Here is a 12526-nt window from a genome sequence, read left to right as displayed (position 1 = left end):
AACAGTGCTAAACGCGCCGCGACAGATCAACAACAACGAAGTTGCGTAAGGCCACACGGGACCGTGCGCAGACACCAAGAGACGAAAGCCATGTCCGAGTTCAAGTCCGATTTCCTCCGCACGCTGAAAGAGCGCGGCTTCATCCATCAGGTATCCGATGAAAGCGGCCTCGACGATTTGTTCGCGAAGGAGGTCGTGACGGCCTATGTCGGTTACGACGCAACCGCGACCAGCCTGCATATCGGCAATTTGATCTCGGCCACCATGCTCTACTGGCTGCAGGAGACCGGCCACCGGCCGATCGCGCTGATGGGCGGCGGCACGTCGATGGTCGGCGACCCCTCCTTCCGCGATGAGCAGCGCAAGCTTTTGACGCCGGAGGCGATCAATACGAACATCGAGGGCATCAAGAAGATCTTCTCGCGCATATTGCGCTTCGGCGATGGTCCGACTGATGCCTTCATGGTCAACAATGCCGATTGGCTGATGAAGCTCAACTATGTCGAATTCCTGCGCGACGTCGGCCGGCATTTCTCGGTCAACCGCATGCTCTCCTTCGACAGCGTCAAGCTGCGCCTCGATCGCGAGCAGTCGCTCTCGTTCCTCGAATTCAACTACATGATCATGCAGGGCTACGACTTCGTCGAACTCAGCCGCCGCTACGGCTGCCGCCTGCAGATGGGTGGCTCGGATCAGTGGGGCAACATCATCAACGGTGTCGATCTCGGCCACCGCATGGGAACGCCGCAGCTCTACGCGCTGACGACGCCGCTCCTGACCACGAGCTCGGGTGCCAAGATGGGCAAGAGCGCCTCCGGCGCCGTCTGGCTGAACGAGGACGTCTTCAGCCCCTATGATTTCTGGCAGTACTGGCGCAACACCGAGGATGCCGATGTCGGCCGCTTCCTGAAGATCTTCACCCGCCTGCCGCTTTCCGAGATCGCCAGACTCGAAGCGCTCGGCGGCGCCGAGATCAATGAGGCGAAGAAGATCCTCGCCACGGAAGCGACCGCCATCGTCCACGGCCGTGAGGCCGCCGAAGCGTCCGCAGAAACGGCCCGCACCACCTTCGAGGAAGGCCGGGTCGCCGAAAACCTGCCTTCCGTCGAGATCCCGGCCACCGAACTCGACGGTGGCATCGGCCTGCTCTCGCTGATGGTCCGCGCCGGCCTTGCCGGCTCCAACGGCGAAGCCCGCCGCCACGTCCAGGGCGGTGCGGTGCGCATCAACGACGAGGCGGTCAGCGACGAACGCCGGCTGATCGGCAGCAATGAAATCACCGCCGACGGCGTCATCAAGCTGTCGCTCGGCAAGAAGAAGCACATCCTGATCCGCCGCGCGGCGTAGGCGGCTTCAATTCCGAACGGATATCAAAGCCGGCGTCCGCGCCGGCTTTTTCTTTGCCCAATTTTGCAGTTGGCGCGCGCCCCTCACTCGCCGCCAGGCTGAGATGTCGCGTCCGATCGTTCAGCCTCCCGGAAGACATAGGGTGGCGGGTCGACGTCTGGTGCGCGCGTCACGCGTGACCACCAGCTGATCGAGAACGTCGGCGGCGTCACGGTCGCATCGAGGGGGACTGTCAGCACATGGGCGGAACGGATGAGCTCCGGCGACCTCAGCCGCGCGCCCTTATCCGCAGACTGCGAAGCCTCGCCTGCTGCAGCGGCGATCACCGCGACCGATATGAAAGAGACTGTCCGAGCGCACTGCATGGCATCCTCCGACATTGCGCCGACCGTTGTTTGCCGGATTCACATTACATCAGAGTTATCTAAAATAAGCAAAGCATCACTATTCGACTTGCCTGATCGAACCTTTTCCGCCCGCCGGGATTTGCGACCAGATGGATTGGGGGCGCCGGCACGATCAACGATCTCGACGATCTCTCAGGCGCAAGAGATTTAGCGCTTCTGCCTTGCCCGTCTCACTGAAACTCGAAGATTTGCCGGAAGACACCGGGCGCGATGATCGACAGCGGGTTGATCTGCAGGTTCGGCTGATCGAACTTGCCGGTCAGCTTGAAGGTGATGCCGATCAGGCCGCGGTCGCTGCCGTTGCCGAGAATGACGCCGATCAGCGGCAGTTCGGCGAAGAGGCGATTGAGGCCGTAGGCCGGCATGAAGGTGCCGGTCATGTCCATATTGCCCTTGCGGTCGCGCACCACGCCCTGGAAGGTCGCGCCGATCTGGTCGCCGCGCAGCACCCCGTTCTCGATGCCGATCATGCCACCCCGCGAAACGATGCGGGCAAAGCCGCGCTGAAAGCGTTGCGATGAAGTGTCGATGTCGCGTTTGACGGCCTCGTTGAGGCTGCGCTGCTCGTTTCCGACGGGTGTCGAGACGATCGAGCGCAGGCGCTGTTCGTTGACGATCGAGAAACGGCGCACATCGAGCGAGCCGTCCCAGCCGCCCTCAGCACCCAACCGGATCGCCAGGTTGAGCAGGCCGCCCTGCATGTGCTGGTAGAGATCGGCGAAACGCGAAATCGCGCCGGCATCGCCGCTGGTGATATTGATGACGCCGCCATCCTTCATCTGGCTGACGACGGCCTCGCCGCTGTCGGTAACGCCGGAAAAATTCAGAGCCTGCAGCTTGTCGCCGCGCAGTGACACCTGTGCCTGGAAATTGCCGACCTTTTCGTCATTGAAACCGACGACGTTTTTCAGCTTGGCCCGCACCGACACGCCGATATTGTCGCTATCGCCGCCCTCGTCGCTGTCCGAGCCCGATTTCAATCGCGCGATGACCGGCCGCGCATCTGCGCTGGTTCCTGAAACGGAGACGTCGAAATTGCCCTTGCTGCGCTTCACCGACAAGGCGAAGTCATCGAGCGAGGAGAGCCTGACGCTGTCGAAATCCGCGGAGATTAGGCCCGTCTTGCCGACGTTCAGCGATCCAGTGGCGCCGAAGCCGTCCCCCTTCAGCCGGAAATTCTTGATCTCAGTATTTTCGGGCGGGCCGGACATCTCGAATTCCGCGGATGCGGCAATACCGCTGCCTTTCGACCAGCCGATCCAAGGCAGGTCGAGCATCGACTTGGTGAGGTCAAGCTGAACATCTTGCCGGTCGTCGTCTATCCGCGTCAGCACCATCTTCAGGTTACCCCTGACGATATCGGAAAGCCCCGGCATCACCTTGCTGCGCTGATCATCCGAGAGTGTCGCTGTGATCACGCGCTGCCGCTCCACGCCAGACGACGCTTCGACCGGCTCAGTCAGATCGATCTCGGCGGGAATGCCGTCGATCTCGCCCTTGGCGTCGAGCGTGATCTGCTTCGGATCGCCATTCAGCATGCCGCTGACATTGCTGATCGTGCGGCCGGAAAACGGCTTGGCCAGATCGACGTCGGCGAGCTTCATGGCGGCCTTCCACTCGGCCGGCGGCGGGTTTTGCGACGACAGCAGTCCGAAATGCGCCTTCACATTCGCGTCGATGTGTCCCTTGAAATCGTCGGGCGTAAAGCCGGCGCGCTGCAGCACCCGGATCGGTTTGTAGGTCAGGAGCTCGCCGACGGCGTCCGCCGCACCGGAGACCGCAAGATCGATATCGGCCATCAGCGGTTTGTCGTAGGCGGAAGGGATGACGAACGTTCCCTGCCCGAGACCGACGGACCGGCCGGAGGGGAAATAGGAGGTGCCGCTCTTGATCGAAATCGTCGCAACCGGGCCAGTCAGATCGAAATGCGCCGCCGTATCGCGCACCGGCGGAATGTCGCCGGCCACGTTCATCCGCGCGCCGGCAATGTCGAAGCCGATGCGGATCTGGTTGGCGTCGAGCTTCAATCCCTTGCCGCCGGCTGCCTCGTCAAGCCGTCCGAACGGAATGAAGACGGATATGGCAGCGTCTGTGACGGTGCCGCCGAAGAGATTGCCGTGCACCCATGTGCGTACCTTGGGCGCCATCCAGAACGGCCAGAGCTGCTTGATCGCCGTCGTCTGCAGCTCTCTGGACTGCCCGGCAAAGCTGATTTCCGGCGACTTATCGCCGAGCCTGACGTGCAACGCCCCGTAGAGCGCGCCGAGCGGGCTGGAAACGGTCATGTTGGGAAACAGAAATTCCCGGCCGGCGACCAGATAGCGCCCGGTCGCCTGGATATCGAAGGAGAGTGGCTGTTCGCCGGAGGCGCCAGGCGCGGCGGTGCCGCCGCTGACCAGCAGGTCGATGCCGAAGCCCTTGCCGGCCTGCGGGTCGAGCTTGTCGAGATCAATCAGCGCGCCGTTGATGGGAACCGTGGTCGCGCCGAACCGGGCGTTCGACTTGGCGATCTCGAGCGTCTGCTTGGCGAAATCATAGGCGAGGTTGATCTGCCCACCCGACAGCTCCTGAGGATCGCCATCCGCATAAATCAGGCCGGGATCGATATCGACCGTTGCGGCAAGCGCCGGCTGCACGCCGTCGCGCTCCCTGGTCGCCGACACTGTCAGGTCGACGAAGGCACTGAGCCCCTGCCGTATCACGCCCTGATCGTTGCGTTTCAACGCAAAGGGCGTGAGGTCGGCGTGGTTGAGCGTCGCCACCAGCTTCGACACCCGGCCGCCGTCCTTCTCGGCCAGCACGTCGAGCTCGGCCACCTCGCCGTTCAGCGCAACCTCACCTCGCAATTGCAGCGAGGATGGCCCGGCATGCGCAAAGACGAGATTGTCGACGACGAGCGATAACGGGCCGTTTGCGGTATCGGCCAATTTGACGTCGATGCCGGAGATGCGCACGGAATTGGTCGAGCCGCGTGTCACGATGCTGTCGAACATGTCGAGCTGCGAGAAGATCCTCTCCATCGCCGCCGGCATGGCGTCGATGCGCAGATCGTCGAGCTTGACGGGGTTGCCGGAGGGCAGAAGCGCGGTGTCGAGCGCGATGTCCTCCGCTTCGATATCGGCGACGGCGATACGACCGCGGAAAAGCTGCAGCGGATCGAGCCCCAGCCGCACCGAACCCGTCGTCGACAAGTGCTGGCCGCTCTGCTGGTCGATCATATTGACGTTGCGCGCTTCGAGCGCCAGCCGGAAGTCAGAGGTGAATCGGATGACGGTGGAGCCGACTTCGGCGCGGTAGCGCGGTCCGGCCACGCCGTTCAACGCCGCCTGCGCCTGCTGCGACAGCGGCTTGTCGAACATGCCGCTCTCGACGGTGAAGACGATGGCGCCGAGGATCAGGAGAATCAGTCCCAGAAATCCCAAGGTCAGCTTCGCCGTGCGGCGCATCGGTGAACGCGGCGGCGGGCAATAAACGATGATCGGATCCTCGGCCTGGGCGGACGGCAAGCGGTCCAGCGCAACGATATCCTTCTTGCGAAACGTGACCTTTTCGCCGCGGATGGCTGACATGCGCCTTCGGGCTCTCCCTTAAATCGAAGAATTGAACCCGGCCATGCTGGACGGGTTTCCGTCCACTATATAATTCGGGGAGAGAGAGTGTCATCCACAAACCCGGCAAAAGAAAGGTTTTCCCAATGGCGGTTCCCGGCATCGGTGCCCTGGCCCCCGATTTCAATCTCCCCCGCGACGGCGGCGGCCGTATCTCGCTGTCCGATTTTCACGGCAAGCCGCTGGTGCTGTTCTTCTATCCCAAGGATGACACGACGGGCTGTACTGCCGAATCGCTGGCTTTCACGGCGCTGGCGCCGGAGTTCGAAGCAGCCGGTGCCGCCGTGATCGGCATGTCGCCCGATTCGGCCGCCTGCCATGACAAGTTCATCAGGAAGCACCGTCTTTCGGTGGCGCTCGCCTCGGACGAGGACAAGACGACGCTGCAGGCCTATGGCGTCTGGAAGGAAAAGAGCATGTACGGCCGCAACTTCATGGGCGTCGAGCGCACCACTTTCCTCATCCGCCAGGATGGCACGATCGCCACGATCTGGCAGAAGGTGAAGGTGCAGGGCCATGCCGAAACCGTGCTCGAGGCCGTCAGGAATCTGGCCGCGTGACCGGTGATTTCGCGATAAGCTCGTTGCGCGGCGGCGCCATTGACGCCATCCGTTCGGCCGATCTCGACCGCAAAACGGCCCTTGCCCAGGAAAGCGCCACCCGCTGGTTCGCCCGCCGGGTGTCGCTGCGCTCACCACTCGACGCCGCCCTGCCGGAAAGGCCCGGCCGTCCCGACAAACCGGTGCTGACGCCGCCGACCCAGGTGGAGAAACGCTCGCTGCACACGCTGAAAGGCCGGATCGCCCTGCTGCATGCCATCGCCCATATCGAGCTCAACGCCGTCGACCTGGCGCTCGATATCGTTGCCCGATTCGCGACCGAACAGGTGCCGAATTCCTTCTTCGACGGCTGGATGCAGGTCGCTTTCGAGGAGGCGAAACATTTCCGCATGGTACGCGCCCGCCTCAACGATCTCGGCGCCGATTACGGCGATCTTCCCGCCCATGACGGGTTGTGGCAGGCGGCCCATTCGACGCGCAACGACCTGACGGCAAGGCTCGCCGTCGTGCCGCTGATTCTCGAAGCCCGCGGCCTCGACGTCACACCGTCGCTGCAGGCCAAGATGCGCGAGACGGGCGATCTCGAAAGCGCTGCCGTGCTCGACGTCATTTATAACGACGAAAAAGGCCATGTCGCCGTCGGCGCCAAATGGTTCCGCTTCCTCTGCGCCCGCGAAAAGCGCGATCCGGCAAAGGCCTTCCAGGAGCTGGTGCGCGCCAATTTCCGCGGGCCGCTGAAGCCGCCCTTCAACGATCTCGCCCGTGCCGAAGCCGGGCTGACGCCGTCTTTCTACCGCTCGCTGGCATCGATCAGCCACGCCTGAGGTGATTGATTTTCTGACGCAAATGGCGGCTGCGAAAGCATTCATTAACCATAACGGTGTCTAATTTCCGAAAGAGGCGTAGAGCATCAATCGGGAGAGCCTGCGTGAACAGCGGACATCAGCACCGGGTATTCGGCAGGCGGGCGCAGGAACACATCCTCATCCTGGCAAGCGGCGACAAGGTGCGCCACATGACGGTCCGGCCGTGGATGGCGGCGCTTGCCTTCTGCTTCGTCGGCGTCTTCTCGATCGGCTATCTGCTGGCGACCTCCTACCTCGTGCTGCGCGACGACCTGATCGGCGCCACCATGGCGCGCCAGGCGCGCATGCAGCATGACTACGAGGACCGCATCGCCGCCCTACGCGCCCAGGTCGACCGCATCACCTCCCGCCAGCTTCTTGACCAGCAGGTGGTCGAGGACAAGGTCGACAAGCTGATGGAGCAGCAGCTGGCGCTCACCTCGCGCCACGGCAAGCTCGACAATCTGCTCGACCGCGCCGAAAGTTCCGGCCTGACGGAAAAGGACGGCACCCAGCCCGCGCCGTCACTGCCCGTCCAGTCCTTTGCCCCCGATATCAAGGACAAGCGCGCTTCGCTCACCGGCGGCATCGAGGCGATCGAGAGACAGCTGGCGAGCGGAGCGCCCGCCGACGCGATGCCCGGCAATTCGACGCTTGCCTATGCGCCGTCCGCCGAGACGGTCGGCGACCGCGCCGATCGCGTCTTCTCCAAGGTGACGCTGTCGCTGAAGGATGTCGAGCAAGACCAGCGCAACCGCGTCGAACAGCTGACGAGTGACGCCGGCCACGCCGCCAGCGCCATCGAGACCGTGCTGACCCGCTTCAAGATTCCTGTGCCTGAGGAGACGGCCGCCGCCAGGCAGGAGGAGGAGAGCGCCGTCGGCGGCCCCTATCTCGAACCAGAGAGCAACGACGACTTCAACAATTCGCTGGCCGCCCTCGACGGCGCGCTGACCCGGCTGGAGGCCGTGCGCAGCACCGCCGAATCCCTGCCCTTCCGCAACCCCGCCATCGGCAAGGACGTCACCAGCCCCTTCGGCAACCGCCGCGACCCGTTCCTCGGCCGCCTGGCGCTGCATTCCGGCATCGACTTCCGCTTTTCGCCGGGCGAGAGAATCCGCCCGACGGCGCCCGGCAAGGTCATCGCCGCCGGCTGGACCGGCGGCTACGGCAATATGGTCGAGGTCGACCACGGTAACGGAATCTCGACGCGCTACGGCCACATGTCACAGGTTCTCGTCAAGGTCGGCGACACGGTCGGCCGCAACGATGTCATCGGTCTTGCCGGCAGTACCGGCCGCTCAACCGGCACCCATCTGCACTATGAAGTGCGCCAGAACGGCCAGGCGGTCGATCCAGTATATTTCATGAATGCCGGACTTAAACTCGCCACCTACATCAAGTAATAGCCGTCAGGTAACCATCGCTTCACTCTGCAGGGAGTGCGCCCTCTCTATTTCTTGACTTGCCGGCCATTCGGGGCTATGTCGCGCTGCATTGCGGCATGCAATCCCGCCGACTCGTTCAGAGCTCGGCCGAACCGGAACGGAAACAGTTTTCCCTTTGACGACATTTGCTGACCTTGGCTTGAGCCAAAAAGTGTTATCCGCTGTTACCGACGCGGGCTATACGATCCCCACGCCTATTCAGGCGGGGGCCATTCCCTTTGCGCTCGAACGCCGCGATATTTGTGGCATCGCGCAGACCGGAACCGGCAAGACGGCATCCTTCGTTCTGCCGATGTTGTCGCTATTGGAAAAGGGCCGCGCCCGCGCGCGCATGCCCCGCACGCTGATCCTCGAGCCGACCCGCGAACTCGCTGCCCAGGTCGCCGAGAATTTCGAGAAGTACGGCAAGAACCACCGTCTGAACGTCGCCCTGCTGATCGGCGGCGTGTCCTTCGAAGACCAGGACCGCAAGCTTGAGCGCGGCGCCGATGTGCTGATCTGCACGCCCGGCCGCCTGCTCGACCATTTCGAGCGCGGCAAGCTGCTCATGAGCGGCGTCGAAATCCTCGTCATCGACGAAGCCGACCGCATGCTCGACATGGGCTTCATCCCCGATATCGAGCGCATCGCCAAGCTCATCCCCTTCACCCGCCAGACGCTGTTCTTCTCGGCAACCATGCCGCCGGAGATCCAGAAGCTCGCCGACCGCTTCCTGCAAAATCCCGAGCGCATCGAGGTGGCAAAGCCGGCATCGGCCGCCAAGACCGTGACGCAGCGCTTCGTTGCCTCGCACAGCAAGGATTACGAGAAGCGCGCGGTTCTGCGCGAACTGGTGCGCGCCCAGGGCGAACTGAAGAACGCCATCATCTTCTGCAACCGCAAGAAGGACGTCGCCGATCTCTTCCGTTCGCTGGAGCGCCACGGCTTCTCCGTTGGTGCGCTGCATGGCGACATGGATCAGCGTTCCCGCACGATGATGCTGCAGAGCTTCCGTGACGGCAATCTCCAGCTGCTGGTCGCCTCCGACGTTGCCGCCCGCGGCCTCGACATTCCCGATGTCAGCCACGTCTTCAATTTCGACGTGCCGATCCATTCCGAGGATTATGTCCACCGCATCGGCCGCACCGGCCGTGCCGGCCGGTCGGGCGCCGCCTTTACGCTCGTGACCAAGCGTGACACCAAATTCGTCGATGCGATCGAGAAGCTGATCGGCGAAAAGGTCGAATGGCTGAGCGGCGATGTGAATTCGCTGCCACCGGCCGAAGAAAGCGCCGACAACGAGCGCCCGCGGCGCAACAGCCGCGACCGCGGCGCAAAGGGTGAGCGGGGCGAGAGGGATCGTGGGCGCGGGCGCGGCAATCGTGGCGCTGCGAGTCATAAATCTGATAACGACATACAGGATAATGACGTCCAAGTGATCGAAGCAGCACCAGCAAGGGCCGAAGTCTTGAAGAACGAGCGCAAAGCAGAGCAGAAGCCGCAAAACAATGCGCGCAACAATCGGCCTTACCCGGCAAACGACGACAGCCGCGACCGCCGCCGTCATCGCGATCACGACGACGGCCCGACCCCGGTCGGTTTCGGCGACGACATCCCCGCCTTCATGCTGATCGCCGGCAGCGCCAAGGTCTGAACATCCAATGGGCAGGCCCGGCCATGATTTCCCGGGCCTCGGCGTTGGTCTGGTGATCCTGCGAGACGACAAGATCCTTCTGTATAAACGCGTGAATCCGCCTGAAGCCGGCTACTGGAACATTGTCGGCGGCAAGGTCGATCACATGGAGCCGGCTGAAGAAGCCGCACGTCGCGAGGCCGAGGAAGAAACCGGCCTCAAGATCGGCCGGATCGAACGGCTCGCCGTGACCGAACAGATCATCGATGCCGACCGCCAGCACTGGATTTCCATCCTTTATCTCGCCCGCGATGTGGAAGGCGAGCCGCAATTGACCGAACCGGACAAACTTTCGGATTTCGGCTGGTTTTCGCTGACGGATCTGCCCGAGCCGCTATCGGCGTTCACCAAGGCGGCGATATCAGCGCTGCCCGCAATCAAACGCGGTTAGCTCTCGGCGCGTAGCGCCGCCTCATAGGCAAGCCTTACCCATTTCGCCATCAGATCGGGATCGTCGTAAGCCTCTTCGGGGATCGACCAGTAGGGCATCTTCACCGGCTTGCCCTTCTTGCCCTCATAGGCCCATTGCGTGGCGCCGGCGGCGGCAAATTCCGGGGCGCTTGTCTCGTCGGCCTTCAGCAGCATCTCGTCGCGCACTTCGACTGCAACGATGCGCCCGAGGTGATAAATGCCTTTGCCTCCGAACATGCGCTTGATCGTGACTGGGCCGAGCCCCTGAAACATTTCCTCGATCCCGGCATTGTCCATTCTCTATTCCCTCAAAATCTCCGCTGCTCCGATCACAGCGTGTGATAATCCCGGTTCATATAGATGAGCGCCGGATGCTTCTCACTGAAGCGGACGGCGGCGACTTCGCCGAAGATGACGTTATGCGTCGGCATTTCCTTGATGTCGGTCACCCGGCAATCGAAGGCGGCAAGCGCATCGGCAAGGACCGGCGCGCCGGTGACAAGCGTGTCGAAACGGGCGCTGGCGAAGCGTTCGTCATCGGCAAGCGCCGTGCGTCCGGAGAAAGCATCGGCAACGCCCTGGTGGTGAGCGCCGAGCGTATTCAGCACGAAGATACCGCTGCGGAAAAAAATCTCGTTCTTCGGATTGGTGTTGTTGAGGCAGATCAGCACCGAGGCCGGATTATCCGAGACCGAGCAGGCGGCGGTGATGGTGACGCCCCGGCGTATGCCTTCCATCACCGTCGTCACGAGCTGCACATGGCCGGCATAACGGCTCATGGCATCGCGATAAAGGCCGGGGTCGATATGCTGCCTGTTCAACAACTGCTTCTCCGTACGCTCTTCTGCCGACTGCATACATCCATAAATCGGAATCGATTTGAGGACAAAATTAGGCGGCAATTTAAAGTGCTGCAGCGTCCTTTGCGTCACCGAAAGGACGTCCTGCGCTGCAGTTCGACTTTCCATCGCGCCAATATGGCGAGCATGGGTTACCTTTTCTACAATAGGACCGGTGAAAAGCATTGGGTTACGCTTGTTTTTCTTTGACGATCGCGGCCTTGCGGATAAAAGGGCATGGACGATGGCTAGGGATCTCCGCCTTTCATGATCAACCTGCGTGGCATAGCAGCCGTTCTGATGCTGCTGGGAGCGGCGGCGCAAGGCCATGCGGCCGGCGTGACGATCGGCGTCGTCGCGCCCCAGAATGGCCCGCTCGCCCTGCTCGGCGCACAGATTGCCGCCGGCGCCGGTTTCGAGATCCAGCAGTCGGGCAATACGCTCGTCGCCGTCAACGAGACCTGCGAGGAGAATAGCGGCGCGGCAGTCGGCGATGCGCTTGTCGCGGCCAAGGTGCAGATCGCCGTCGGCTTTCTCTGCAGCGAGACACTGGAAGGCGCCCTGCCGAAGCTGAAGGATGCCGGCATTCCGGCGATCACCGTCTCCGTGCGCTCGCGCATCCTGATGGAGGACGCGCTGAAAAACGGCTGGCCGCTCTTCCGCATGGCGCCTGCCGATGGCGCCGAGGCGGCAAAGATTAACGAAATGATCCTGAAGAACTGGGCTGCCGATCCGATCGCCCTGATCGAGGACGGCACCATTCACGGCCGCGAACTGACGGAAGCGGTGCGCAACGCGCTGGAACAGAACGGCCTGAAACCGGTCTTCACCGATACCTATCGCCCGGGGCAGGAACAACAGATCGCTCTTGTCCGCCGGCTGAAACGGGCCGGCGCCACCAGGGTCTTCGTCGGTGGTGACCGTAACGACATCGCCGTCATTGCCCGCGACGCGGAAGCCGAGAACATCCCGCTCTCCATCCTCGGCGGCGACGCCATGCGCGCCGCCGATCAGCCGCTGCCGCTCGGGTCCGGCGTGCGCGCCGTCGCCCTGCCCGAATATTCCGTTCTGCCGGAAGCCGCGGCGGCGGCCGAAACGTTGCGCGCCAAAGGGATCGAGCCGGAAGGTTATGTCCTGCCGTCGCTGGCGGCGGCATTGATTGCCGGCCAGGCAGCCGAAGCCGCCGCTGCGGCCGGCAAGCCCCTGCAGGAGACACTGCTCGGCACGACATTCCAGACCCCGGTCGGTGCCGTCGCCTTCACCGGCACGCATGAACTTTCGCAAAACCCGTACCGCCTGCTCGAATGGCGCGGCAACGGCTTTTTTCCACCGGCTGCGCCGACGCAATGAGCGGCGGCCAGCCTTGAATTCCGGCGCCGAGCTCGGCTG

General features: G+C 62.9%; 11 protein-coding genes. 7 read left to right on the top strand and 4 right to left on the bottom strand.

Annotated features, from left to right (window positions below; genetic code table 11):
* Positions 1 to 90: 90 nt before the first annotated feature.
* Positions 91 to 1347, top strand: a complete 1257-nt coding sequence (tyrS, locus tag CO655_RS18985) for a tyrosine--tRNA ligase (RefSeq protein ID WP_097665912.1) — start codon at positions 91 to 93, stop codon at positions 1345 to 1347.
* Between the two features lie 83 nt (positions 1348 to 1430).
* Here tyrS and CO655_RS18980 read toward each other — a convergent pair whose 3' ends face one another.
* Together CO655_RS18980 and CO655_RS18975 are read right to left on the bottom strand one after the other, a co-directional pair.
* On the bottom strand, positions 1431 to 1712 hold the full coding sequence (locus CO655_RS18980; RefSeq protein WP_097665910.1) for a hypothetical protein: 282 nt from the start codon (positions 1710 to 1712) through the stop codon (positions 1431 to 1433).
* A gap of 212 nt (positions 1713 to 1924) precedes the next feature.
* Positions 1925 to 5323, bottom strand: coding sequence for an AsmA-like C-terminal domain-containing protein (locus tag CO655_RS18975; protein ID WP_097665908.1), 3399 nt, complete (start codon positions 5321 to 5323; stop codon positions 1925 to 1927).
* A gap of 125 nt (positions 5324 to 5448) precedes the next feature.
* Here CO655_RS18975 and CO655_RS18970 point away from each other — a divergent pair, with 125 nt between their 5' ends.
* The 5 genes from CO655_RS18970 (at position 5449) to CO655_RS18950 (ending at position 10278) form a co-directional block, all read left to right on the top strand.
* Entirely contained in the window at positions 5449 to 5922 is a 474-nt protein-coding gene (locus CO655_RS18970; protein ID WP_010032565.1) for a peroxiredoxin, read from the top strand.
* On the top strand, positions 5919 to 6746 hold the full coding sequence (locus CO655_RS18965) for a ferritin-like domain-containing protein (RefSeq protein WP_097583905.1): 828 nt from the start codon (positions 5919 to 5921) through the stop codon (positions 6744 to 6746). Before CO655_RS18970 ends, CO655_RS18965 begins: the two co-directional genes overlap by 4 nt.
* A gap of 104 nt (positions 6747 to 6850) precedes the next feature.
* On the top strand, positions 6851 to 8173 hold the full coding sequence (locus CO655_RS18960) for a M23 family metallopeptidase (protein WP_010032566.1): 1323 nt from the start codon (positions 6851 to 6853) through the stop codon (positions 8171 to 8173).
* A gap of 157 nt (positions 8174 to 8330) precedes the next feature.
* On the top strand, positions 8331 to 9848 hold the full coding sequence (locus tag CO655_RS18955; RefSeq protein ID WP_097605130.1) for a DEAD/DEAH box helicase: 1518 nt from the start codon (positions 8331 to 8333) through the stop codon (positions 9846 to 9848).
* 7 nt (positions 9849 to 9855) lie between these two features.
* The gene (locus CO655_RS18950) at positions 9856 to 10278 is read left to right on the top strand and encodes an NUDIX domain-containing protein (protein WP_097665906.1); all 423 of its coding nucleotides are present in this window, start codon (positions 9856 to 9858) and stop codon (positions 10276 to 10278) included.
* Here the strand turns inward: CO655_RS18950 and CO655_RS18945 are convergent.
* Positions 10275 to 10595 (bottom strand): TfoX/Sxy family protein, encoded by a 321-nt coding sequence (locus CO655_RS18945; RefSeq protein ID WP_064705086.1) that lies wholly within the window; start codon positions 10593 to 10595, stop codon positions 10275 to 10277. The two genes, CO655_RS18950 and CO655_RS18945, sit on opposite strands and share 4 nt — an antisense overlap.
* A 32-nt stretch (positions 10596 to 10627) precedes the next feature.
* Complete coding sequence (locus CO655_RS18940) at positions 10628 to 11122, bottom strand: flavin reductase (protein ID WP_097665904.1); 495 nt, start codon at positions 11120 to 11122, stop codon at positions 10628 to 10630.
* A gap of 282 nt (positions 11123 to 11404) precedes the next feature.
* Here CO655_RS18940 and CO655_RS18935 point away from each other — a divergent pair, with 282 nt between their 5' ends.
* Positions 11405 to 12487 (top strand): ABC transporter substrate-binding protein, encoded by a 1083-nt coding sequence (locus CO655_RS18935; RefSeq protein WP_097665902.1) that lies wholly within the window; start codon positions 11405 to 11407, stop codon positions 12485 to 12487.
* Positions 12488 to 12526 lie beyond the last annotated feature (39 nt).

The organism is Rhizobium sp. M1 (genome assembly GCF_002531805.1).
Taxonomy (GTDB): Bacteria; Pseudomonadota; Alphaproteobacteria; order Rhizobiales; family Rhizobiaceae; genus Rhizobium; species Rhizobium etli_C.
This window is presented reverse-complemented; position numbering and strand designations above follow the sequence as displayed.